General features: G+C 67.3%; 21 protein-coding genes. 5 read left to right on the top strand and 16 right to left on the bottom strand.

Going from position 1 to position 24,717, the window contains the following annotated elements; translation table 11 throughout:
* Positions 1-260 precede the first annotated feature (260 nt).
* The 6 genes from E3T37_RS12495 to E3T37_RS12470 form a co-directional block, all read right to left on the bottom strand.
* Complete coding sequence (locus E3T37_RS12495; RefSeq protein WP_134367268.1) at positions 261-626, bottom strand: cupin domain-containing protein; 366 nt, start codon at positions 624-626, stop codon at positions 261-263.
* A gap of 134 nt (positions 627-760) precedes the next feature.
* Positions 761-2,719: a hypothetical protein gene (locus E3T37_RS12490; protein WP_134367266.1), complete on the bottom strand. Its 1,959-nt coding sequence runs from the start codon at positions 2,717-2,719 to the stop codon at positions 761-763.
* Positions 2,720-2,859: 140 nt separating this feature from the next.
* Complete coding sequence (locus E3T37_RS12485) at positions 2,860-4,026, bottom strand: alkaline phosphatase family protein (RefSeq protein ID WP_134367264.1); 1,167 nt, start codon at positions 4,024-4,026, stop codon at positions 2,860-2,862.
* Positions 4,027-4,052: 26 nt separating this feature from the next.
* Positions 4,053-5,243, bottom strand: coding sequence for an alkaline phosphatase family protein (locus E3T37_RS12480; RefSeq protein ID WP_134367262.1), 1,191 nt, complete (start codon positions 5,241-5,243; stop codon positions 4,053-4,055).
* Positions 5,240-6,556, bottom strand: coding sequence for an alkaline phosphatase family protein (locus E3T37_RS12475; RefSeq protein ID WP_134367260.1), 1,317 nt, complete (start codon positions 6,554-6,556; stop codon positions 5,240-5,242). Before E3T37_RS12475 ends, E3T37_RS12480 begins: the two co-directional genes overlap by 4 nt.
* 120 nt (positions 6,557-6,676) lie before the next feature.
* A complete protein-coding gene (locus E3T37_RS12470; protein WP_255572874.1) occupies positions 6,677-7,501 on the bottom strand; it encodes a nuclease-related domain-containing protein in 825 nt (274 codons plus the stop codon).
* Between the two features lie 289 nt (positions 7,502-7,790).
* Here E3T37_RS12470 and E3T37_RS12465 point away from each other — a divergent pair, with 289 nt between their 5' ends.
* Positions 7,791-8,363: a PepSY domain-containing protein gene (locus E3T37_RS12465; protein ID WP_134367256.1), complete on the top strand. Its 573-nt coding sequence runs from the start codon at positions 7,791-7,793 to the stop codon at positions 8,361-8,363.
* Positions 8,364-8,766: 403 nt separating this feature from the next.
* Here the strand turns inward: E3T37_RS12465 and E3T37_RS12460 are convergent, their stop codons facing one another.
* From E3T37_RS12460 to E3T37_RS12450, 3 genes are read right to left on the bottom strand one after another with little or no spacing between them, the layout of a single operon-like run.
* Positions 8,767-10,437 (bottom strand): tripartite tricarboxylate transporter permease, encoded by a 1,671-nt coding sequence (locus E3T37_RS12460; RefSeq protein WP_134367254.1) that lies wholly within the window; start codon positions 10,435-10,437, stop codon positions 8,767-8,769.
* Positions 10,437-10,949, bottom strand: coding sequence for a tripartite tricarboxylate transporter TctB family protein (locus tag E3T37_RS12455; protein WP_241975970.1), 513 nt, complete (start codon positions 10,947-10,949; stop codon positions 10,437-10,439). The genes E3T37_RS12460 and E3T37_RS12455 overlap by 1 nt, the downstream gene beginning before the upstream one ends.
* A complete protein-coding gene (locus E3T37_RS12450) occupies positions 10,946-11,941 on the bottom strand; it encodes a tripartite tricarboxylate transporter substrate binding protein (RefSeq protein WP_241975968.1) in 996 nt (331 codons plus the stop codon). Before E3T37_RS12450 ends, E3T37_RS12455 begins: the two co-directional genes overlap by 4 nt.
* 194 nt (positions 11,942-12,135) lie before the next feature.
* On the opposite strand from E3T37_RS12450, the gene E3T37_RS12445 reads away from it, so the two are divergent.
* A complete protein-coding gene (locus tag E3T37_RS12445; RefSeq protein ID WP_134367250.1) occupies positions 12,136-13,941 on the top strand; it encodes an ATP-binding protein in 1,806 nt (601 codons plus the stop codon).
* Entirely contained in the window at positions 13,934-14,617 is a 684-nt protein-coding gene (locus E3T37_RS12440; RefSeq protein ID WP_134367248.1) for a response regulator, read from the top strand. The genes E3T37_RS12445 and E3T37_RS12440 overlap by 8 nt, the downstream gene beginning before the upstream one ends.
* 282 nt (positions 14,618-14,899) lie before the next feature.
* On the opposite strand, the gene rraA is transcribed toward E3T37_RS12440, so the two are convergent.
* Positions 14,900-15,364, bottom strand: coding sequence for a ribonuclease E activity regulator RraA (gene rraA, locus E3T37_RS12435; protein WP_134367246.1), 465 nt, complete (start codon positions 15,362-15,364; stop codon positions 14,900-14,902).
* Positions 15,365-15,474: 110 nt separating this feature from the next.
* Between rraA and E3T37_RS12430 the strand changes: the two genes are divergently transcribed.
* On the top strand, positions 15,475-16,881 hold the full coding sequence (locus E3T37_RS12430) for an NAD(P)/FAD-dependent oxidoreductase (protein WP_241978694.1): 1,407 nt from the start codon (positions 15,475-15,477) through the stop codon (positions 16,879-16,881).
* 32 nt (positions 16,882-16,913) lie between these two features.
* On the top strand, positions 16,914-18,206 hold the full coding sequence (locus E3T37_RS12425) for an NAD(P)/FAD-dependent oxidoreductase (protein ID WP_134367244.1): 1,293 nt from the start codon (positions 16,914-16,916) through the stop codon (positions 18,204-18,206).
* 44 nt (positions 18,207-18,250) lie between these two features.
* Here the strand turns inward: E3T37_RS12425 and E3T37_RS12420 are convergent, their stop codons facing one another.
* The 6 genes from E3T37_RS12420 to E3T37_RS12395 form a co-directional block, all read right to left on the bottom strand.
* Complete coding sequence (locus E3T37_RS12420; protein WP_241994571.1) at positions 18,251-19,321, bottom strand: ABC transporter ATP-binding protein; 1,071 nt, start codon at positions 19,319-19,321, stop codon at positions 18,251-18,253.
* 113 nt (positions 19,322-19,434) lie between these two features.
* Complete coding sequence (locus E3T37_RS12415) at positions 19,435-20,220, bottom strand: ABC transporter permease (protein WP_134367240.1); 786 nt, start codon at positions 20,218-20,220, stop codon at positions 19,435-19,437.
* The gene (locus E3T37_RS12410; RefSeq protein ID WP_134367238.1) at positions 20,217-21,125 is read right to left on the bottom strand and encodes an ABC transporter permease; all 909 of its coding nucleotides are present in this window, start codon (positions 21,123-21,125) and stop codon (positions 20,217-20,219) included. The genes E3T37_RS12415 and E3T37_RS12410 overlap by 4 nt, the downstream gene beginning before the upstream one ends.
* Before the next feature lie 4 nt (positions 21,126-21,129).
* The gene (locus E3T37_RS12405; protein WP_134367237.1) at positions 21,130-22,251 is read right to left on the bottom strand and encodes an extracellular solute-binding protein; all 1,122 of its coding nucleotides are present in this window, start codon (positions 22,249-22,251) and stop codon (positions 21,130-21,132) included.
* Between the two features lie 498 nt (positions 22,252-22,749).
* Positions 22,750-23,997: an acyl-CoA dehydrogenase family protein gene (locus E3T37_RS12400; RefSeq protein WP_134367235.1), complete on the bottom strand. Its 1,248-nt coding sequence runs from the start codon at positions 23,995-23,997 to the stop codon at positions 22,750-22,752.
* Positions 23,998-24,095: 98 nt separating this feature from the next.
* Positions 24,096-24,717: aldehyde dehydrogenase family protein (locus E3T37_RS12395; RefSeq protein ID WP_134367233.1), on the bottom strand; the 622-nt coding region annotated here is incomplete at its 5' end.

Raw genomic sequence — 24,717 nt, 5'->3', positions numbered from 1 at the left:
CGAGAGCGGCCCGCGTCGATGGCGAAAGACCACGAAATCGCGAATCCAGATGGCCGACGCCATCGAACATAAGAACATCACCCGCGACGACCAGTAGCCGGACACGTAGCGCGACGCCAGGAGGGCCGAGAATTCCGGCCATGGAAGTCGGAGAAGCACCGGGTTGGAGAAGCACCGGGATTGAGAGGCGCCACCTGGATACCGCGTGGGACGACGTCCAGGTGGCGGGTTGGAACCGGCTGGAACCGGCTGGAACCGGCTTACTTGGCCGGTGGCACCCCGTAGGCCTCGGCACTGGCGAACTCGATTGCCACCCAGGGTTCCTCACCCACGACGTGGGCGTCGTGGCCTGGCGGGATCGTGTACGAGTCGCCGGCCGTGATGGTGGCTCGAGTGCCGTCATCCAGCACCGTTTCGAGGGATCCGGAGACGCAGTAGCCCACGTGCGGCAGCCGGAAGGATTCCGTCTGCACCACCGGTTTGATGCACTCGGACCAGGACCAGCCTGGCTCCATGGTCATCCGTCCGATGGTGTACTCGCCCAGACGGTTGAGGTCCAGGTGGGTCTTCTCCGGAGTACGGCGCTCATCTGGAGCATCGAGGGGCTTGACCTGCAACTTGTTCATCGTGATAGATATCTCTTCCTCCTGCTTCTGGAGGGCCTGTTGACGAGGCTCAGGGCACGCGGCCCAGCGGGCGTGGACGGCCTGTAAGGATTCCAGAATAGTCACCCGGGAGAGAGATTTACAGGGGGTCGGGCCTAGGCTTCCATGTCGTCATGGGTGACGATCCGGCCCAGCTCGATGCCGCCATCCGGAAGCTGCCAGAAGTGCATCCGACGCGCGGCCGGAGTGTTCTGCTCGATCGAGACCCGCATGCAGCGGGCGCCGTCCCAGCGCAGCAGATGCGGATCGGCCGGACCTGCACCCTGGCGCAGAGCGTGCAGGTGCCGCCCGGTGAGGGTCTTCACCCGCCCGGTCAGCACGTCGACGGATGCCTTGAACGCCTTGGCCAGCTGGCCGTCGTCGAGCCCGGCCAGGGAGTCGGGGAACCGCTCTCCCAGCACGTAGCTGTGCGGCAACGGCCATTCCTCGCGGTCCGACTCCGGAACACGGTCGACCCAGGCGAGCAGGATTTCGTGGCGCACCCAGCCGGCCGGGTCCTCCCACTGCGCGCGCCGGGTTTCGTATTCGCTCGCCGCGACCGGGGTGGGCGCCGTGCGGCGGGATTCCCGCAGCATCCGTCTCTGGGCTCGCTGGTCATCGCGCAATTCCGCGACCGTGTGGCGCAGGGTCGCGAGCTCGACCAGGGCGTCGCGCAGCTGCAGCTGAGCCGACCGGGCCTGCTCACGCAGCTTGGCCAGGTCGGAGTCGGTGGCCCCGGCCTCAACCAACTGGGTCTCGAGCCGGGTGATGCGCGCCTTCGCCTCGGCAAGGGAGAGCTGCGTGGACTGCAACGCCGAATGCGGAGCGGGTGCGGGAGTCGGGGTGACACGGAAGGGGATCACAGTCGACGTCGTGGCCGGACGGCGCACGGCGTGCATGCGGCCCGGTCCCGGCGACGGGCGCGGCAGCGGGGCGCGGGCCTCGAGCAGATTCGCGAGGGCGAAGGCCTCGGCGCCGTCCGCTGGGCCGGCGTCTCCGGAGGCGGATCCGCCGGCGGCGATCCTGCCCGCGCAGACCGAGTCCGCGGGCGTGAACCCGGCCACGGCGGGCTCGACAACAGGAAGGGACTCGACCAGGTCGACCACCTGAGCGGTCGGCTCGTCCTCTTCGACCAGCGGCAGCAGCGGACGGTTCTCCTGCAGCCACGGCGGGCCGTTGCGCACCGCGCAGAGCGACGGCAGCACGGTCTCGTCGTCGTCGACGTCGCTCAGGCACAGGTGCAGGGCGCCGCTGGGCAGGTGGATCACCCGCGCGGCCACCACATCGCCCTCGGAGAGGAGCGCGTCGACCTTGTCGAGCGGGTTGGCCGAGATGTCGGCGCGGGTGATCGTGAACTGCAGGTGCGGGTGCAGCGCCAGCACGGCGCGCTGGGCACTGACCTTCTGCACGAGGGCGAGGGTGATGCTGCCGTGCGGGTAGCGATTGGCGATCGCGGTCGTGGTCGGCGGCTTGTTCTCCACATTGAGTCGATGGGTGGGCGCATCGAGCGCACCCCGGATGCGCTGCCCGGGCTTGAGGGTCCAGTCCAGCGGCACCGGCGGGTAGGTCAGCTCCTGCCAGACCGTGGCCATGCCGCCGCCGTCGAGCTCGACCAGGGCGCGCGAACCGCCGAGCATGAAGCCCTTGACGGTGCCGTCGACGGTGATGACGGATGCCGGGGCGAGCGCGAAGAGGCCGGCCTGGTGGGCGTGGGCGAGGGCATCCGTGACCAGCTGGTCGGTGGCGTGCTGGGGGTCGCCGTGGGTGAAGCGAAGCCTCGACCGGGACAGGGTCGCGAAGGCGTCGCCGACCGGATAGGAGCGACCGGCGCTGCCGTATACCTGGAATTGCGGTGGGAGCAGGTCGCCGAGCTGGCGGGTGAGTTCGCCGGTCTCGATCAGGAAGACCCGGGTGACGTCACCGATCTGGCTGGAGAGTTGCTCGATCCCGATTTCGGGCACGGCGGTGCCGAACGGCGACGACACGACAACCCACGGTCGATCGCGGCCTGAATCGTGCAGCCCGATCGCAAGTTGTTGCACCGCGACGCTGTTGTCCACGCGGGTATACACCACTGTCTCCCCTTCCAGCCTTCGTGACGGGCTGTGATTCGAGGGTACGCCTGCCGCCTGTGAGAATTGTCCGCTCGTGCACCTGGCGGACACCGAAACGGGCTTTCAGCGTTAGCGCGCGGTGTTGAAGTCAGTGCACGGTGTTAAAATCGGTGCGCGGTGTTGAACACGTCCGAACCGAAACGGGCCAGGCCCGGGGTCGCCGCGTAGCCCAGATACGGCAGCGAGAAGGTGTCCTCGATCGTCGCCAGCAGACTGTAATGGTTGTACGGCGTGTCGGATGACGTGCCGCCGGCGGTGAACGGAGAGAGCACCAGGGCGCCGACGCGCCCTCCCCCGGGACCCTCGATGCCGGGACGGGCGGCGTTGGGTCCGGGCACTTCGCCGCAGCACGCGCTGGAGTCGGATTTCGCGCTGTCCGACTCGTCGAAGGTGATCACCAGCAGGCCGTCGGCCGCGAACGCCGGCGAGGCGAGGATGCGCGGCACCCATTCCCGCAGCCAGGCGTCCGCGCTGGCCAAACCGCCCGGTTCGCCGTCGACGCACGGGTAGTCGTGGCCGTCATGGCAGAGGTTCGGGCTGATCATCGTCAGGTTCGCTGTCGTCGACGCTTGGGCCAGGTCGCCCTCGAGCTCGGTCAGGTCCACCACGTTCCGGGCGCAGTCGGGCGAGCCCGTGATCCTGGCGAAGTATACGAACGGGTTGTGGCGGGCCGCGTACATGTCCCCGGGCCGGGCACGCTGAGTGTCGTCGACCGCACCGGGCGACGGATGCCGGCACGCCTTGCCCATGTCCTCGAAATACCCCTTCCAGCGCAGGCCCGCGGTGCCCAGCTGGTCGGCGACCGTGGGCACCCCGGCCGGGTACACGCATCCGTCACCGACCGCCTGATCGAAGTCGGCCGTGCCCGTCTGAACGAAATTCGTGTAGGTGCCGCAGTCCGCCTGGGTCTGCGGGTTCGGCCCCTGCCCGGAAATCTGCGCGATGTAGTTGGGCAGCGAGTGGTGCGCCACCCCGAAGTACTGGGTGAGCAGCACCCCCTGGTCGCGCAGGGTGCCCGACAGATACGGGGCCGTCGAATCCGCACTCCAGGTGCGGTCGTACCCCTTGTTCTCGAGGTTGATCACGAAGACATGCTGCACGCCCGGCCGGGCCGACGGGGTGGATGTCGCGGGCGGGGTGGATGCCGCGGACGGGACAGGTGTCGCGAACGGGTTCGCCCCTGGCCAGAACACGGCGGCGGACGCGAGCGCGAGAAGGAACAGCCCGACGACGGCGCCGAGGAGCCAGCGGCGGCGCGGTGATCCCATGCGCTCATCATGCCCCGGAATCGCCGTTACCGGTGGCGACCCCCGTTGTACACATCCAGTCCGAACCGGTTGAGTCCCGGCGTCGCCGCGTACCCCAGGTACGGCAGGGCGAAGGTGTCCTCGATGCTGGCGAGGAGGCTGTAGTGGTTGTACGGCGTGGTGGAGGTCGTTCCCGCCGCCACGAACGGCGACAGCACCAGGGCGCCGACCCGGCCGCCGCCGAGCCCCGTGATGCCGGGCAGCGGGCTGTTGGGGCCGGGGCCCTCGCCGCAGCAGGCGGAGGAATCGGTTTGCGGGCTGTCCGACTCGTCGAAGGTGATGACCAGCACGCCGTCCCGCTTGAACGCCGGTGACGACGTGATCGCAGGGACCCACCGCTTCAACCACTCGTCGGCACTGGCCAGCCCGCCCGGCTGCCCGTCGACGCAGGGCGCGTCATGGCCGTCGTGGCACAGGTTCGGGGTGATCATCGAGAGGTTCGGCGTGGTGGCGGTCGACGCCAGATCGGCCGTCAGCGCATTCAGGTCCACATCGTTCCGAGCGCAGTCCGGCGAGCCGGTGATGCTGGCGAAGTACACGAACGGGTTGTGCCGGACCGCGTACTGGTCCCCCACGCGCGCCTTCTGCGTGTCGTCCACAGCACCGAGTGACGGGTGCCGGCAGGAGGACCCCATGTCTTCCATGTACCCCTTCCAGGTACGCCCCGAATCGGTCAGCTGGCCGGCGACGGTGGGAACGGCGGCCGGGTACACGCATCCGTTGCCCACGTATTGTCCCGGGCTGGTCGTGCCCGCACCCACGAACGGCGAATAGGTCTGGCAGTCGGCCTGGGTCTGCGGGTTCGGGCCCTGTCCCGAGATCTGGGCAATGTAGTTGGGCAGGGAATTGTGGGCGACGCCGAAGTACTGGGTCAGCAGCACGCCCTGGTTGCGCAGGGTTCCGGCCAGGTAGGGCGCAGCCGACGCCGGCCCCCAGGCGCTGTCGTAGCCCTTGTTCTCCAGGTTGATCACGAAGACGTGCCTGGCCCCGGGCAGGGCGCCGGTGCCGGTGCCGCCTCCGGTGCCTCCTCCAGCCGCGGCCCCCGACCGGGCCTCGGCCTCCGGTGGGTCGATCATCTGACCCAGGGTCGCCGTCGCCAGCAGGATCAGGGCCGCGGCGGCCATCCAGCGCAGCCCGAGAGGTCGACGGATGCCGGGTGCCCCGCGCGTCACGCTCATGGCAGCATCCACCCGTCCGCGAGCGCCTTGTCCCTCAGGGCCGGCCATTCTTCGACCGAGGGCGTTCCCACCGGCGCGCAGGGCGCACCGGCCACGAAGGGCGGAACCAGGTATTTCGGGGCGAGCAGGTTCGGGGGGCTGGTGAAGTCCAGGACCTCCGCGATGTTGCGCGCGGCCGTGTCCCGCGGCGTCAGCGGCGGCAGATTCCAGCGCCACTCGATGGCTTTCAGCACGGAGGTGTGGTCGTACGTCTCGTGCGCGACATGGCGGCGCCGGGCGCGCGGCGAGATCACGACGGCCGGCACCCGGAAGCCGCGCAGGGCGTTGCCGGGATCGGCATCCGGGGCCGTGACCGGGGCGACGTGGTCGAAGAAGCCGCCCCACTCGTCGTAGTTGATCACGAACAGGGTGCGTCCCCACGCCGGGCTCTTCGTGACGGCCGCGTAGACCTCGGCGAGGAAGAGCTCACCGGAACGGATGTCGGCGTGCGGGTGGTCGTCACCGGAGGTGCCGGAGCCTTCGTCGGAGAACCGGGGGTCGACGAAGGAGACCTCCGGCAGGTTTCCCGACGCGCAATCGGCCAGGAAGTCGGCGTACGGGTGTGAGATATCGAGGTACTTCGTGCCCCAGAGCGCGGTGAACGGGATGTCGCCGTAGTAGTACTTGCCGCGCAGTCCGGCGTCGGACAGCCGGTCCCAGATGGTGGGCAGCGTGCTCGTGACCGTGGAGTTGTGGGTGCGGTCGGTGGCCCCGGCGTGCTGGTAGAACCGGTTGGGGTACGTTTCGGCCATGGTGGCCGCGAAATACCGGTCGCAGACCGTCCAGTCCGGTCCGGCCTGGCGGAAGAAGTCCAGATCCGTTGAATCGTAGTAGCCGATCGCGAAGGCGTCGCTCTCGCCGGATCGCAACCAGCCGTCGCACTTGCCCGAGTTGAACTGGATGCGGCCGCCCTCGTACGAGTGGTCGGGGTCAGGGTGCCCGCAGCCCTGGAAGTCCCCCAGATGATGCGTGGCGCGCCGGACCCGGTAGCGGTCGGTGTAGGTCAGCCCGGCCTGTTTGCCGTCCGCCCCAGGCATCCAGCCGAGGAAATGGTCGAAGGAGCGGTTCTCCATCATGAGCACGATCACGTGGTCGATCCCGGAATCGGCCGGGGCTGGCAGGGTGGCGGTGACGCCCGGTTGCCGCGCGCTGCCGGGGTGCCCTGCCGCGCCGAATCCGGCGCCCTTCGCGGCGCCGGCCGCGCCGCCGGCGGCCATGGCCCCGGCCGCCATGGTGCCGACCGTGGTCAGAAATTGTCGTCGAGTCGCATCCATTTGATCGACTAGATCACGGGCAGGCGGCAGAAATGGACGTTCCGCCGTCTGTTCCGGAGCCCTTCCTCGGATGTTCGCGCGATGTTCACCCCCGCCTTCATCAGCGGAAGGTGAGGAGTTTCAGCCGCCGGTTCCCCCCAGCAGAGGCAGCACGGCGATGCCTGCCCCGAGGACGGCCAGCGCGGCGCGCAGGATCCAGTGCAGGCGACGGATGCCGGCCACGCGCATCCGTCCCGGGGCCGCGGCGTGTTCGGGCTCGTTCTCGTTCTCGTTCTCGTTCTCGGGCAGAGCGCGCCAGCTGCCGGGACTGTCGAGCAGGTCGGCCACCTCCTGCACCTCACCGGCCGTCAGCACGGGGTGCAGGTTGACCAGCCAGCGGCGCAGGTCGCCCGCGTCGATGACCTTGACCTGCTCGGGTTTCTCCATGATCACGAGCTGCTCGGGGTTGACGAAGGCGATCACGGGCTGAACGGGGGCGAGCAACGGCATCCGTGCCTGCACCAGTTCCGTGACCCGCTCGGCCGCGAACTCGGCAGCCCGCAGGTAGTGCACCTTCTCGCCGTCGACGGACATATCGTGCTTGCCGACCCGGACTTGCGTGCCGCCGTGGTGCTTCGTGCTGATCGTGAAGATGCCGCCGGGGCCGATCACGAGGTGGTCGGCGTTGGATTTTGCCGCGCTGACCACGGAGTGGAACACGGTCCATTCCGGCGGCAGCGTCGCCAGCAGTGAGCGCACCACGTTTGCTCCCTCGGCTCCGAAGTACCATGACGCACCGTCGGCGCCACGCGACGACCGGCCGAAGATTCGACCGAGCGGCGAACGCGGTGATGTGCGCGGTGATGTGCGCGGTGATGTGCGCGGTGATGTGCTTTCCCGCCGGCCCAGAAGCTGATCGTGAAGGGAGGGTGCCGCGAACGGCGGGCGCAGGGAGGCACTCTCCATCATCATCGCTCTCCCCCCCAGTACTGACTCGAATCTAGCGACTGGGCCCCGGCGCACAGCAGCCCCCGAGGGGGGGCCGTCTCACGGCAGTCTCCTGCCGAGGCTCGCCCTTTGCTCCGAGACTCGCCGATGCGACGGCGACGGTGGGCATCCGTGGCGATTCTCGGGGCCATTCCGGGCCATGTGCGCAAGCCGTAGCCGCCCCGCCCCGACTCCGCAGCTGGGGGCGGCGCCATCGCTCCGGCCGTCGTGTCATCGGGACCGTGCGGTATCCCCCAGACTGGGGGGTGTGACTTTTTCCTGGGTGCCCCGTGTCGGAAACAAGACCTGGATCGCGGTCGCCGTGGCCGTCATGGTCGCCGTGGGCGCCGGTGCGGCCGGAATCGCGACGGCCGTCGGCAGCGATGACACGCGCCTGACCGACGACGAACTCGAACGCGCGAGCCGCGCCGCCCTCACCGTGATCGGGCCCGGCACCGTGACGGATGCCCAGCGCCGCCCGGCCGCCGCCACGCCATACGAAGTGGAGACCCGGCTCCCCAACGGGGTGGAGGTCACCGTCGAACTCGACGCCACATTCGCCGTCGTCTGGATGAGCACTCCCGGCTGGACGGGCGAGGGCGCATCCGCTCTCGCTCCCCGGGCGCTTACCCGGGCCGAACTCGCCAGCGTCGACCGCACGAGCTCCGAGCAGGCCGCCCTGGCCGAGGTCGGCAGCGGAACCGTGACCGACTTCCGGCAGAGCACCGCCCTCGACCACGCCTTCGAGGTCGAGGTCACCCTCGAGAACGGCACGGCACGCGTCGTCGAACTGACCGAGCGCAGCCAGGTCGTGCACGCCGGGCGGTCCGCCCTGCGCTGAGCCCGGGCGCCGGCCGGGTCTCCGTCCGCCGGTCCCGCGTCGCCGGACCGGGCATCCGTACGCCGAGTTCGCCTGTTCCGGTCGAGCATCCGTCGCCGAGTTCGCCTGTTCCGGTCGAGCATCCGTCGCCGAGTTCGCCTGTTCCGGTCGAGGTCGCCAGGCACACTTGGCGAACTCGACCGGAAGTGACGAACTCGGCGGATGTTGAGCACCGCGCGACTGTTCCGCGAGACCGCGAGGGCGAGGGCCAGGGCGCCCCGCGGGTGCCTGACGGTGGCATCCGAGAGACGGATGTCGCAGCATCCGTCGCCGAGTTCGCCTGTTCCGGTCGAGGTCGCCAGGCACACTTGGCGAACTCGACCGGAAGTGACGAACTCGGCGGATGTTGCCGGCTACGGCTGCGTCAGCGCACGAAGGTGTCCGACTGGTCGGCGTCCTCGGGCGCAGCATCCGTGGACGAGGCATCCGTCGACGCAGCATCCGTGGACGAGGCATCCGTCGACGCAGCATCCGTGGACGCAGCATCCGTGGACGCGGCACCGACACCCAACCCACCGGCACCCGGCCCGGCAGCACCGCTCGGGACGATCCCGGCGCGACGCCGCGCCCACCGCACCAGCGGCGGAAGCACCAGGAACAGCACGATCACCGTGTACATGACCACGGCCACGGGCTCGCTGACGAGAGCCCCCGGGTCGCCGTTGCTGATCTGCAGCGCCCGCCGCAGCTGACGTTCCATCTGCGGTCCAAGGATGGCGCCGACGATGATCGGCAGCACCGGGAAGCCGTACCGCCGGGCGACGTAGCCGAGCGACCCGATCAGCAGCAGGATCACGATGTTGAGCGCCTGCAGCCCCGCGGCATACGCTCCGAGGGTCGCGAAGAACAGGATCCCGGCATAGAGGTAGGGCCGCGGGATGCGCAGCAGCTTCGCCCAGAACGGAGCGAGCGGCAGGTTCAGCAGCAGAAGCAGGGTGTTGCCGACGAACAGGCTCGCGATCAGGGTCCAGACCAGCACCGGTTCGGTCTTGAACAGGAGCGGCCCGGGGTGGATCCCGTACTGGTTGAACGCGGCGATCATCACCGCAGCCGTCGCCGTCGTCGGCAGGCCCAGGGTCAGCAGCGGCACGAGCGTGCCGGCCGCCGACGCGTTGTTCGCGGCCTCCGGACCGGCCACGCCCTCGATCGCGCCCTTGCCGAACTCCTCCGGATGCTTCGACAGCTTCTTCTCGACGACGTACGAGAGGAAGGTGGGAATCTCGGCCCCGCCGGCCGGAATGGCCCCGAATGGGAACCCGATCGCGGTGCCGCGCAGCCAGGGCTTCCAGCTGCGCCTCCAGTCCTCCTTGCCCATCCACGGCACGCCCACCGGGATGGTGACCGGCTTGCCGTGCCGCAGGTGGGCGGCGATCCAGAGCGCCTCGCCGATCGCGAAGAGCGCGACCGCGATCACGACCACGTCGATCCCGCCGGCCAGGAGCGGCTGCCCGAAGGTCAACCGGGGCTGCCCGGTGGTGGCGTCCATGCCGACCAGGCCGATGGCGAGCCCGATCATCAGCGACGACAGGCCACGGATGCGCGAGGTGCCGAGCACGGTGCTCACCGCGATGAACGCGAACACCATCATCGCGAAGTACGACGGGGCGCCGAGACTGATCGCGATCGACACGATGAACGGGGCCACGAACACGAGGGCAGCGGTGGCGATGGTGCCGGCCACGAACGAGCCGATCGCGGCCGTCGCGAGCGCCTGGGCGCCCCGGCCGGCCTTGGCCATCTTGTTGCCTTCGAGGGCCGTGACCACCGAGGAGGACTCCCCCGGCGTGTTGAGCAGGATCGAGGTGGTCGACCCGCCGTACATGCCGCCGTAGTAGATGCCGGCGAACATGATCAGCGACCCGGTCACGTCCAGCGCGTAGGTCAGGGGCAACAGCAGCGCCACCGTCATGGCCGGCCCGATGCCCGGAAGCACGCCGACGGCGGTGCCGAGCAGCACGCCGATCAGGGCGAAGAGCAGGTTCTGCAGGGTCAGCGCGTTCGCGAAGCCCTCCATCAACAGGGAGAGATTTTCCATCAGAGAATTCCCGTCAGCAGGCCGGCCGGCAGGGGAATGCCGAGGCCCAGTACGAAGCCGTAGAACGTGGCCACGGCGAGCGCGATGCCGATCAGCAGCCCCCAGACGTAGTGCCGGGAGCCGAGCAGAAGCGTCGAACCGTAGAAGAGGATGGCGCTGGTGATGACGAACCCGAGGGGTTCCATCGTGAACGCGGCAGCCAGGATGAGCGCGCCCAGCCCGAGCAGCGTCGGCCAGTGCGCACCGGTGGTGAGGTCGATGTCCTCGCCCTCCTCGGGGTGCCCGTGGCCGCCGCGCAGCACGTTGACCGTGAGCGCGATCGCGCAGAGGGCCAGGCCCGCCGCGATCAGGAAGGGCACCACCTGCGGGCCCATCACCCCGGTGCTGACGGCGGTGTGACGGATGTTCGCCGCATCGACCGCTACGACCGCGGCGAGCGCCCCGAGCAGGGCGGCGACGCCCAGCTCGGAGCGACCGCGCATCAGGGTGCTCGGGGTGGTGACGCCGGTCACACCAATCCCAGGCTCGTGAGCGTGCTCGCGACCCGTTCGTCCTGCTCGGTCAGGAAGGTGGAGAATTTCGTGCCGGTGAGGAACGCATCCGTCCAGCCGTTGTCCTCGAGGACCTGGGCCCACTCGTCGCTGTCGTGCATCGCGGTGACGGCGCCGATCAGGCGGGCCTTCTCGGCTTTGGTCAGGCCGGGGGCCGCGAGCAGCCCGCGCCAGTTGGTGAAGACCAGGTCGACGCCCTCTTCCGTGAGCGTGGGCGCGTCGATCACCGGGACGCGCTTCGCGCTGGTGACGGCCAGCACGCGCAGCTCGCCCGACTTGACCTGCTCGAGGTATTCGCCGTAGCCGGAGGCCGCGAACTGGAGCTTGCCGCCCAGGATGGCCGGCAGCATCTCGCCGCCGCCGTCGTAGGCGACGTAGTTCACCGTGCTGGCCTCGATGCCGACGGCATCCGCGAGCTGCATCGGCAGCAGGTGGTCCGGGCCGCCGGGCGAGGAGCCGCCGCCGACCGCGAAGTTCGCCGGGTTGGCCTTCCACGCGGTGACCAGGTCGTCGAGTGTCGTGTACGGGGAGTTCGCGGGCACGAAGATGGCCCCGGCTTCTTCGATCAGGCGGGCGATCGGCTCGGCATCCGCGACCTTCGCATCGCCCTCATTCGTGTACGCGGCGCCGACGACGCCGAGGCCCATCACGAGCAGGAAGTTCGCGTTTCCCTTCTCGGTGAGCGTGCGGGCGAGGCCGATCGTGCCGCCGGCGCCGGCCAGGTTGGTGACCTCGGTGCCGGTGCTGATGCCGACCTCGTCCATGACCCGCACCGCGGCGCGGCCGGTCACGTCGTAGCCCGAGCCCGGCGCGTTGGGCACCATGACCTGCAGGTTCTGGAGCGGCTCGCTGTCGGTCGCGGCTGTGGAAGCCCCGCCCGTGACGCCGCAGGCGCTGAGCGCGAGCACCAGGGTTGAAGCCATCATGGTGCTGCCGATGAGACGCCGCGACATTGCTGGTTTTCTCATTGCGTTCCTCTGGTTCGTTGGCCGGCCTCATTGCCGACGGGTCCCATGGTGCGCAGGCACCCCCGGGCCGCCACAACTTATGGTGTTAGCGAACGTTGTGTAGCTTGTGTGCGGGTTTCCCTTCTCCCCCATTGTGCGCGACGATTCTCTAGGGCCGACGACGACCGAGTGGAGGGCACGTGCAGTCACCATCACCGCGCACGCCGCAGTCGACCCGGTCCCGGCTGACCCTCACCCGCCGGCTGCTGCTGTTCCAGCTCAGCCTGCTGGCGATCGTGCTCGTGGCCGTCACCGCCATCTCGCTCGAGCAGACCCGCCAGACCTTCGAATCGGGTCAGCAGCGGCGCATGCTGGCCGTGGCCGAATACTCGGCCGCGAACCCGCTGCTGCGCAGCATCCTCGCCGATGCGGCCCCTGACGTGTCTGCCGACGCCTCTTCCGTCGCCCCTGCCGACGCCTCCCCCGACGCGGACGCTCCGGCCGCCTCGCCGCCCGCCCGGCTCACCGCCCCCGTGGAGACCCTGCGCACCACGACCGGCGTCGACGAACTGATCGTGACGGATGCCGCCGGCCGCGTTCTCGCGTCGCCCGCCGACCCGAGGCTGCTGCGTACCGTGCTCGTGCTGGGCACTGCCCCGACCGGGTCGGACGGCGCGTGGGCCGGCCTGGCCCCGCTCGGCACCATCGACCACGTCGTCGCCCGGGTTCCCGTGCTCGACGACGCCGGCGAGCTGGTGGGCCACCTCGTGGCCGGGCGCCAGCTGCCGACCCTGGCGGGGCTGCTCGCCGCCGCCGCCCCGAACCTGCTCACCTACCTCAGCGTGGCCGGGGTGCTCGGCGCGGCCGGGTCGTGGTGGATGGCGGCCCGGGTCAAACGGCAGACCCTCGGCCTGGAACCGGAACAGATCGCCCGCCTGGTGGAGCACCGGGAGGCCATGCTGCACGGCATCCGTGAAGGCGTCGTGGCCGTGGACGCGGACGGCATCATCACCCTCGCCAACGACAGCGCCCGGATGCTGCTGGGACTACCCGACGACGCCCCGGGCCGGTCGATCCACGAGGTCGGGCTCGACGACGCGGCCGCCCGCGCCCTGCGCACGCACGGCGAGAACGACCGGGACACGCCCCTCGTCAACGGGGGCATGCTGCTCGTGCTCAATCAGACCACGATCCACCCGCCGCGGGCGAAACCCGAGGTGGTGACAACCCTGCGCGACCGCACCGAACTGGTCACCCTGCAGCGCGACCTGGGCAGCAGCCAGCAGGCCACCGACACCCTGCGCGCGCAGACCCACGAGTTCGCGAACCGGCTGCACACGATCTCGATGCTGATGCAGCTCGGGGACACCGACGCGGCCGTCGACTATATCGACGCGGTCACCCGCGACCGGTCGGACCTGGACCGGGACGTGCTCACCCGCCTGGCGGAGCCCGCCGTCGCCGCCCTGGTGATCGCGAAGACCTCGCTGGCCCGGGAGCGCGGCGCCGAGCTGACCCTGTCGGCCGCGTCCGCGCTGCCGCGGGTGGACCCGCGGCTCTCGACCGACCTGGTGACGGTGATCGGCAACCTGGTGGACAACGCGCTCGACGCGGTCACCGGAGCCGGGACGCGCAAGGTGGAGGTGGACATCCGGATGCTGGCGGCCGCCGTTCGGGTCACGGTGCGCGACACGGGACCCGGCGTCGAGTCGGGGCTGCTCGAGCGCGTGTTCGAGGCGGGCGTGACGTCGAAGCGGCCGGCGCCGGCCCGTTCCGTTGCTGAGATCGGGGCCGGGGCCGGAACCGGGGCCGAGTCCAGCGGGGCCGAGCACGGCTTCGGTCTGGCGATCGTTCGGCTGGTGGTCACCCGGCGCGGCGGCGAGGTGACGTACCGGCACGAGGACGGCACCGTGTTCACGGCCGTGCTGCCGGTTTCGTCGGCGCTTCCGGTACTGTCGGTGGAGCCGGGCCGACCCGCGGCCGCGCGGGAGGCGAACCATGTGTGACGTGCTGGTCGTCGACGACGACTTCATGGTGGCCCGGGCGCACGAGCGCGTCGTGCTGCAGCAGCCCGGCTTCCGGGTGGTGGGCGTGGCCCACTCCGGCGCCGAAGCGTTGCAGCTGATCACCGAGCTGCGGCCCTGCCTCGTGCTGCTGGACATCTACCTGCCCGATATGACCGGGCTGGACGTCATCCGCCGCGCCCGCGAGGCCGACCACGACGTCGACTTCCTCGTGCTGAGCGCAGCGCGCGAGGCCGAGACCATCGGCGCCGCCCTGCAGGGCGGGATCGTGAGCTACCTGCTGAAGCCGTTCAAGATCACCGAGCTGCAGTCGCGGCTGCACGGCTACGCCGAGCGTCGCCGCCTGCTCACCCGGCCCGGCCAGATCAGCCAGAGCGACCTCGACCAGGCCCTCGGCGCCACGGGGTCGGTGGCCGTGATCCCGCCGCTGCCGAAGGGACTCAGCAAGGAGACCGCGAGCCTGGTCGAGTACACGCTGGTCGACAGCGAGACGGATGTCGCGGCATCCGAGTGTGCGGAGACGCTGGGCCTGTCCCGGGTCGTCGCCCGCAAATACCTCGAGCATTTCGTGCACACCGGGCAGGCCGGCGTCACCCTGCGCTACGGCCAGGCCGGGCGGCCGCAGCGCCGCTACGGGTGGCTCGGTGTCAATCGTTAGCTCGGTATCAATCGTTAGCTTGCGCGGCCGATTCGGGCTGATTCACGCCGATTCGGTGATGACAAAGCCCCCTCGATCCGCGTAACGTGAGAAGCCGGGTGACCAGCGCTGTTCCCCGAGTACAACAATGATGTTGGACCCCGCACCAGCGGCTCCACCTGAGTGAGTTTCCTCGGGTGGCGCCGCGCGTCCGGTCCAACACGTGCGACCACTCGATGCCCCAGCGCTCGATGCCCCAGCGCTCGAAGCCCTAGCGCTCGAAGCCCTAGCGCTCGAAGCGTGCTACCGCTCGACGAGGATCCCGTCTTCGTCGCAGAAGACCGTGCGCCCGGGGGTGAAAGTCACGCCGCCGAACTCGACCACGGCATCCGTGACGCCCACGCCGGCCTTCGAGCTCTTGCGGGGGTTGCTGCCGAGGGCCTTGACCCCGAGTTGCATGGTGCCGATGGCGACCCGGTCGCGGATCGCGCCGTTGATCACGACGCCGGCCCAGCCGTTCTGCACCGCGAGGTCGGCGATCATGTCGCCCATCAGCGCGGTCTCGAGCGAGCCGCCGCCGTCGACCACGAGCACGGCGCCGTCCCCGGGCGTGGACAGCACCGATTTGACCAGGGCATTGTCCTGGAAGCAGGTCACGGTGCGAATCGGTCCGGTGAACCGGGCGCGGCCGCCGAGGTCCTGGAACTGGAGCGAGACGGACTGCAGTTCTTCTCCGCGTTCGTCGTACAGGTCGGCGGTCAACAGCATTGGTGTCCTCCAGTGGTGCGGTGGCTGGTGCGATGCTTGGTGCGGTGACTACTTCAGGCTAGCGGGCACGGATGACGCCGAGAGTCACCGAAAGGCCTGCCTGTGCTGCTGTGGCCATCATCTTTCCGGACGGACAGCCCCGCCAGCAGACGCATGCGGCGATTCCCACACCAAAATCCGCGGTCCGCGCCCCATTCGATAGTATTTTGGGAAAGGTTCGAAATACCTCAGGCCCATCGGCGGAGAAGATCTCGAGCGCACTCGGCACCGTCGCGGTCATTGGGGACCTCATCATGAAAGTAATAATCATCGGCGCCGGTCTGGCCGGCCTTACCGCCGCCTGGGAACTTCACAAGCTCGGCCACGAGACAACCATTCTCGAGGCTCGCAATCGGGTCGGCGGGCGCACCTGGTCCCAGAAACTGAGCAACGGGCAATTGACGGAGCGTGGGGGTGAATACGTCTTCCCGACCGAGTTCGAAATTCGGAGGCTCTCAGCCGAAGTGGGTGTCCCGGTCCTCACCCACAACGTGCGTTACGGGCGCCGGACAGTCGGCACCTCCCACGTCTCCTTCGCGGAACTCAATGAGACGTCCGCGAGGCTGTCGTCAACGCTGACGACCATGCTCGGCGACGGGCTCGACCGCGTTTCTGTTGATGACGTCTACAGTGCGACGCTGGGAGGAAACTTTCGCGCTAACCCCCTTTATTGTCGGATCAGGACTTCCCTTGCGGCAGATCCCGCCAGGATCAGTGCCGAAGCTGCGATTCTCCATGAGTCTTCGTCAGCCAACGGGTACGTCGAGGATGGGGGACGATTTCTCAACGGCAATCAGTCCCTGGCACTTGAACTCGCTCGCCGGCTTGCTCCCGCTGTGCGGCTGGAGTCTCCCGTTATCGGGGTCGACCAGAGCAGGACGGGTGTCCAGGTGACCCTGGCTGATGGCGGTTCGATCGACGCTGACGCAGCAGTCATCACCGTTCCTTTCCCGCTCCTCCGTTCGCTCGCGTTGGGATTCGATCTGAACCCGGCACAGCGGATTGCACTCGATCACCGCTTCATGGGGACCGCAGCCAAGCTCGGGGTTCCGCTGACAAGGGTCGATGGCGATTCAGCACTGCAGCACGGTGACCAGGCGTGGTGGTCATGGCGATCGATGTCGGCCGACGGGGAGAATCGCGTTCCCGCTCTTTCCTGCTTCGCTGGAGGCGAAGCGACGCTCCAGGCGCTCGAGACCGTGGCAGGTCCCCGAACCTGGCTCGCCGCTCTCCAGGAAATGCGTCCAGAACTGGTTCTCGACGGTGACCCCCTCCTCACCGACTGGACGAGCGATGAATGGGCTCAGGGCTCATATTCTGCCGCGTCTCTCGACTGGACAGCCGATGACATCGGCGCCTTCAAGTTGCCTTCCGGACGCGTGGCCATCGCGGGCGAACATACCGGGATAGCGCAATCGCTCAACGGCGCAGTGGAATCGGGCGTACGTGCGGCCGCTGCCCTGCGGCTGCTTTCCTAATTACGCCCCGAGATCGAAAGGGAATTCACCACGTGGAGACTGTCGACGTCGTTGTGGTCGGGGCCGGCTTCTCCGGCCTGATTGCCGCGCGAGAACTTGGGAACGCCGGCCTCACCGTGCTGGTGCTGGAGGCACGCGACCGGGTCGGTGGCCGCACCTGGACAGACCACAGGCTTGGACACGACCTGGAACTCGGCGGCACATGGGTGCACTGGGTCCAACCCCATACCTGGTCGGAAGTGACTCGCTATGGTCGACACGTCACCCGCAGCATTCGTCCCGAGGAGGCGTATTGGTTGGGCGCGGGCGATGCCCGCCGCAGTGGGACGCTGGAAAATTTCATGGCCCTGATCGCCGATGGTCAGGCCCGGCTGGTGTCAGATTCGCTCTCCGCGATCCCCCGTGCGGTCGACCCCACCAGTGGTGAGATCGCCTCTCTTGATTCCCTGTCACTGCAGGATCGCTTCGACTCGATCGCCCTCGACGACGAGGCTCGGTCGGCGAATGAGTCAGTCTGGGTGGGGCATATGAACGCCCCTCTCAACGAGGTCGGGCTCTCCGCCGCGCTCCGTTGGGTAAGCGCCAGCGGTGGACACTGGCCGCTGATGCACGAGGCCTCGGCGACGTACAGCGTGGTCGGCGGCATGTCTGCTTTCACCCAGGCGATTGCCGAGGATGTCCGCGGTGAGATCCGGTTGGGAACGACCGTTCGCTCGATCGATCACCAAGCCGACTTTGGGATTGTGACCTGTGAAGACGGCACCCAGGTCCGCGCGCGGCGGATCATCATGACACTCCCCATAAACGCCGTGCACAGCATCCGGATGTCCCCCGAACTCCCCGAAGCCTGGTCGGCGTCGAACCGTGAACGTGTGGGGTCCCAGGGCATCAAACTGTGGATTCGAGTTCGGGGCGCCGTCACACCATTCTTCGCATACGCCTCCCAGCGACACCCGATATCGGTATTGAAGAGCGAGTTCATCTCAGAAGACGAATCCGTCCTCATCGCGTTCGGCCCTGACCACACCATGATCGACGTCACCAGCATCGCCCAGGTTCAGGCAGCACTCGCAGTCTGGCGCGACGATCTCGAAGTGCTCGAGGTCGCCTCACATGATTGGATGAAGGACCCGCTTTCGCAGAACACCTGGATGGTGCACCGCCCCAATCAGTTGACCCGTCACCTTCGCGATCTCCAGACTCCGAGCGGCATCGTTCACTTTGCCGGCTGCGACACTGCGGATCTCTGGGGCGGCTTCATCGACGGTGCCATCGAAAGCGGCTTCCGGGAAGCTCGGCGGGTGGCTGCATCCCTCGCCCTGTAAAGGACAAGCGGCAGCCACCCACACCGGATGCCTGATCGCGGCCGTCAGGTAGTCGATTCCCCGAGTTCTCCCGAGTCCTGCAGGAGTACCCCGGATTCGACGTGCCACACCATCGTGGCTTTGCTCCCCTCAGCGAAGGACTCGCTCGAGTGCGATACCCGAACGGTACCGCTGCTGCCGTCCGGCAGAAGGACTTCGTATCGCCATCCCGATCCCAGATAGGTCACTCCCAGGACCCGAACATCAACCGATTGGAATGAGGCTGAGTCCGGACGGTACCCCTCCTGATACAGCACGATGTTCTCAGGACGGATCAGCACAGCCAGGTCGTCACCGACTCTGTCGCCAGGCACGGATATCTGATGTCCGGCGACGTCGACGGTTGTGCCTCCATCAACGGATCCCGCCCGCTTCCCGATGAGGACCGTCGATTCTCCGAGGAATCGACCGACGAAGAGGGTGTTCGGGCGTTCGTACAATTCGACCGAGCTGCCGACCTGTTCGATCTTTCCGTTATTGAAGACCGCGATCCGGTCAGACATTGACAGCGCTTCCTCTTGATCGTGTGTCACGTACACGAACGTCGAGCCCACTTCGCGGTGAATTCTCTTGATCTCTGCCTGGAGCCATTCACGCAACTTCTTGTCGAGTGCGCCGAGGGGTTCGTCCATGAGAAGCACTCGGGGACTGTAGACCAGAGCACGCGCAAGTGCGACCCGTTGCTGTTGCCCGCCCGAAAGCTCTGCGGGAGAACGATTGCCGTAGTCCCCCATCCGGACCATGTCCAGCACGTCCTTGACCATGGTTCGCTGACGGTCCTTGGGGATCTTGCGTCGCTTGAGGGGGTACGCGATGTTCTCCGCAACGGTCATGTGCGGGAAGAGCGCGTAGTTCTGGAAAACCATCCCAATGTCTCGCTTGTGGGCGGGCACCTTCGCCACGGGCTTGCCGTAGATGTGCAGGAGCCCCTCAGTCACGCTCGCGAAACCGGCGATCATGTTCAGCGTGGTCGTCTTGCCCGATCCGGACGGCCCCAGGAAAGTCATGAACTCTCCCGGTTCGACGATGAGGTCGATGTCATCGACAACGGCCTTCTCGCCGTAGCGCTTCGTCACGTTGCGCAGGCTGATGCCGGCGTGGTTGATGGTGCTGATCGCTTGAGTGTCGAGATTGAGCTCACGGAGGATCTGGTCGGGTGAGGGTGCGGTCCCGGCAATTTCATTCGAGGTCATGCGGAAACCGACTTTCTCTTACGACTGGCGAATTGCGCGGAAAGCATGATGATCACGGATGTGAACATGGCTATCACGGCTACCGCAGCCACGGTGGGGTCATTGGTTTGGGTGACGCTGTAGTAGATCTTCACCGGCAGCGTCTGCAGCTGAGGACTCTGGATGAACAGAGACAGAATGATCTCATCGAAGGAGGTGACAAAGGCGAACAGGGCCCCGGCCGTGACTCCCGGCATGATCAGCGGCAACGTGATGCTGAAGAAGGTTTGCAGCCGTCCCGCTCCGAGGCTCGCCGACGCCTCTTCGAGTCGTGGATCGACGCCCTGCAGTGAAGCCATCACGTTGATGATCACGAGTGGCAATGCGACCACGGTGTGAGCGAGAACGAAGCCCGGCAGTGTCCCCAGGAGATTGAATCGGAGAAAGAGCGAGTAGAGCCCAACGGCAATCACGATGCCAGGAACGATGAGTGGGGTGAGGAAGAAGTTCTCCAATAACGCCTTACCCCGGAACCGAACCTTCGAGAGGCCGATCGATGCCATTACCCCCACTGTGGTGGCAACGATCATGGTGACGATCGCCACTTGCAGTGAGGCGCCGAGGGCCCGGAGCCATGAGGCGTCTGTGAAAAAGTTCTCGTACCACCGAAGGGAGAATCCCTTGGGCGGGAAGTTGAATGAACTGGCCGAGTTGAACGACATCGGAATAATGACCAACGTGGGCAGAACCAGCCAGGCGATGATCAGAATCGCGATAGCGCCGAGCACCCTCCGCAGCATCATTTCTCGACCCCCGGGAACATGCTTGCACCCTTCGACAGCCGGCCGACCACAACGAGAATGAGGACGGTGGCTGCGAGCAGGAAGATCCCCAGCGCGGTGCCCTGACCCCACATGAGGAAGACGCTGATCTGCTGGTACATCAGGGCCGATATCATGATCTCCTTCGACGACCCGAGCAACGACGGAATGATGTAGAAGCCCAGCCCGAGGATGAACACCGTGATCGAACCGGCGAAGATTCCTGGGCGGGACAGGGGCAGGTAGACAGTGAAGAATGCGGTGATCGGCCTCGCACCGAGATTCGACGCCGCAGGCAACAGACGCTTGTCGATTTTGGACATCGCCGAGTACAGCGGCAGCACCATGAAGGGAAGCAACACCTGACTCATCGCCAAAGCGACACCGAAAGTACTTCTGATCAGCGGCAGTGGTCCGATGCCGAACGCGGTCTCGAGGAATCCGTTAATCGGTCCGGTGTCCTGCAGCAGCACCATCCAGGCAAGCGTGCGGACGAGAATGCTGGTCCAGAGTGGAAGCATCACGAACAGTTGGAGCAGATTCCGGGTGCGATCGCCCACGATCGTCATCAGGTACGCATACGGGTACGCGAGGAGCACGCACACCACGGTAACCAGAAGCGCGGTGCCGAAGGTGCGCACGGTCACCGTGATATTCGTCTCGGTGGTGAAGAGCCAGACATAGTTCTGCAGGCCCAGCCGAGGGTCGGTGATGCTCCGGATGAAGACGTCGACAAGTGGTGCGAGGAAGAAGAGGGAGACGATGAGAAACGCCGGGACGAGGAGAAGGAACGGCTTCCAGTTTCTGGGTGCCCGCTGGTTCGCCTCCGAGCCGACCTTCCCGGCCGAGGTCACCCTCGGCCGGGAAGGAGCCGAAATCTGGGACATAGGGTCAGCTACCCGTGGCCCAACCGGCCCAGGCTGTCGCCAGCACATCATAGTTCTTGACCCAGAAGTCGACGTTGGGAGCGTGACCCGTGGCCATGTGTTCCGTTGTCAGCCAGGTGCCCAGCTTCTTATCGACCTTCGGCTTTGCATCGGTGTTGACCGGACCGTACGACGTCAGTTCAGTCATCTTCGCCTGCTGTTCTGCGCCGATGTAGTAGTTGACTGCGGCGAACGCGGCCTGCTTGTCCTTGATACCCTTCGGGATACCGGTTGAGTCGACCATGATCATCCAGTCGTCCCACATGGGGGCGATCGGGGCGCCGGCCGCCGCAGCACCGTAGCCGCGACCTGACCAGACCAGGCCCATTACGGCTTCACCCGATTCGAGCTGCTGCTGGGCCTGCGCTCCAGTCGTCCAGCCGATCACGTCGCTGCCGAGCGACCGGTACATGTCGAAGGCGCCATCGATGTCATCCGTGGTGATGGTGCTGGGATCCTTGCCCTGCGCCACGAGTGCGAACTCCGCCGTCTGCGGGTCGACGTAGGTCGACTGGCTCACCGTGCGCTTGCCCGGGAACTTCTTCGTGTCGAAGAAGTCAGCGGCGCTGGTCGGGGGGTTGTCGCCGAAGGCGTCCGTGTTGTAGGCGACCACGAGTCCGTAGAGAATATTCGGAACCATGCACTTGTCCGTGACGGTTCCCTCCGGGATCTTCGACATGTCGATCTGAGAGTAGTCATACTCCTCGTAGAGCGTGCCGCAGCCCCGAGCGGTGTCGAACTGGGTGGTGTTCACAACGTCCCAGGAGACGTTGCCGGAGTCGACCATCGCCTTGAGCTTGCCGGAGTCGAAGGCATCCTGGAGAAAAGTCGCGCCCGACTTTTCGGCGAACGGCTCCCAGGCTGCCTTGGTCTGACCGTCCTGGAAGATTCCTCCCGACGCCGCGTAGGTCAGCGTCACGCCCTTGAGCACGCCGTCACCGATTTCGCCCGCGACCGGCGTACCGAGATCACGCTCAGGCGCCGACGCCTCCGGCGTGCCGCTGCTACAGCCGGCGACCAGCACAGCGGAGAGCCCGCCGACAACGACCACAGTCAAACTGCGCTTGAGATACGGTTTCATTCGCATGTATATTCCCTTTTCTCCATTGAATTGGAATTCTTCCCTGAACCTAGCATCAATCTGTCTCTGCCTTGAATCGACGCTTCGCACCGCGTGTCGCAACTCGCTGGGGACAACTCCACCAGCCCCCATCAGGAGACATCGGCATGCTCAACCGGAGTGCAGCCCGCGCAGCAGTAATGATGGGCAACACCGAGAAGACATAGCGTGGTTCGGAGGATGGCCGTTCATTCGAGTCACAAAAACCGGCTTTGACGGCGCTTTTGGTGGCGCAGCGACGACGTCAGGGGTCGATTGGCGCGTCGGCGGCCCAGCGACCGCGCTGAACCGCTCAGCCTGTCGACCCGCATCAGAAGATCCGATCCAGCGACGCCCCGGCCAGGATTCGTCGACCGCCCGCGCCCGGCGCCGACGAGCGTCAACTCCGGGACGGACGCGCGAGGCATGCGAACGTATCTTCGAAAAACAGATCTCATTCTCTCGGCACCCGAACGGGCGCTGGTGTCAGCGGAACGCGGGGATTCCGGTGATGTGGTTTCCGATGATCAGGGTGTGAACCTCATCGGTGCCCTCGTAGGTGCGCACGCTCTCCAGGTTGTTCGCGTGCCGCAGCGGCGAGTAGTCCAGGGTGATGCCGTTGCCGCCGAGCACGGTGCGGGCCTCGCGGCAGATCTTGATCGCCTCGCGGGTGTTGTTGAGCTTGCCGATCGAGATCTGGTGCGGTTTCAGCGTTCCGGCGTCTTTGAGACGGCCCAGGTGCAGGGCGAGCAGCGTGCCCTTGTTGATCTCCAGCGCCATGTCGACGAGCTTCTGCTGGGTCAGCTGGTAGCCGGACAAAGGCTTGTCGAACTGCATCCGTTCGCCGGCGTAGGCCAGGGCGGTGAGGTAGCTGTCGCGTGCCGCGCCCATGACGCCCCAGATGATGCCGTAGCGCGCCTCGTTCAGGCAGGAGAACGGGCCGCTCAGTCCCTTGGCCTTCGGCAGCATCGCCGAGGCGGGCAGGCGCACGTTGTCCAGGTCGATCTCGCACTGGATGGAGGCCCGCATGGAGAGCTTCGGGCCGATCACCGTGGCCGTGAATCCGGCGGTGTCGGTGGGCACGACGAAGCCGCGCACCCCGTCGTCGGTCATCGCCCAGATCACGGCGACCTGGGCGACGGCGGCCAGCCCGATCCACCGCTTCGTGCCTGAGATCACCCAGTCGTCACCGTCGCGGCGGGCGAAGGTGGTCATGCTGCTGGGGTCGGAGCCCGAGTTCGGCTCGGTCAGTCCGAAGCAGCCGATCGCCTCGCCGGCCGCCATCTTCGGCAGCCACTCGTTTTTCTGCTCCTCGGAGCCGTGTTTGTGGATGGCGCTCATGGCGAGGGATCCCTGCACGCTCACGAAGGTGCGCAGGCCCGAGTCCCCGGCCTCCAGCTCGAGGGCGGCCAGGCCGTATTCGACGCTGCTCCGGCCCGGGCATCCGTAGCCCTTCAGGTGCATGCCGAGCAGGCCGAGCTTCGCCATCTGGGGCACGATCTCGAGGGGGAAGACCCCGTTCTCGTACCAGCCGGCGATGTTCGGCCTGATGGTGGAGTCCACGAATGCCCGCACGGAATCGCGCAGGGCCACCTCGTCGGCGGTGAGCAGCGACTCGATGTCGATCAGGTCGGAGGTGTCGATCTGGGGCGCGGCGACGATGCCGGCCGGAGCGTCTGTCACGTCGGGCTCGTCTGAAACGGCCGAGTCGATGCGGGTTGAGAGGTCGGTCATGGTTTCGCTTTCGTCAGGTTGAGCTGCAGTTCAGGGTATGGGCGGTGCCAGGGTGTGGTTCGCGTCGGCCGGCCGGCAGCGTCAGCTTGTGGGCAGTGTCAGCTTGCCGGCAGTGTCAGCTTGCCGTCGATGCGCCGCGGAATGCGCCACGGGTTGTCGGGGTGGAGGCCCGCCGGAAGGTGCGCGGGGTCGGCATTCTGCACCGCGACCGGTCGCACGAAGCGGTCCAGCGCGCCCGCGCCGACGCTCGTCGCCTCCGACCGGGACGTGGCCGGCCATGGCCCGCCGTGCTGCATGGACCAGCTGGTGGCCACTCCGGTCGGCCACGCGTTCAGCGCGACCCGGCCGACCTGCCCGAGCAGCCGGCCGACGACCCCCGCCGACTCCGGGTCGTCCGGGCCGCCGGTGAAGACGGATGCGACCAGGCTCGGCTGCAGCCGCGTGAGGGCGTCGAGCGCGGCCGCGGCATCCTCGTACTCGCAGACGAGGGCGACCGGCCCGAAGCATTCCTCCAACAGGCGTGAGCCGGGGTGGAGGTCCTCCAGCCGCACCAGGAAGGCCTGGGGGTCGACCGCGTAGCCGTCGGCGCTGTCGGCCTCGGCGCTGTCGGCCTCGGCGCTGTCGGCCTCGGCGCTGTCGGCCTCGGCGCTGTCGGCCTCGGCGCTGTCGGCGCCGGCGTTTCCCGCCGCGGCGGCGGCTTCGGCGAGTCCGGTCAGGCCG

The sequence above is a fragment of the Cryobacterium sp. TMT2-10 genome, from assembly GCF_004403075.1.
GTDB classification, from domain to species: Bacteria; Actinomycetota; Actinomycetes; order Actinomycetales; family Microbacteriaceae; genus Cryobacterium; species Cryobacterium shii.
This window is presented reverse-complemented; position numbering and strand designations above follow the sequence as displayed.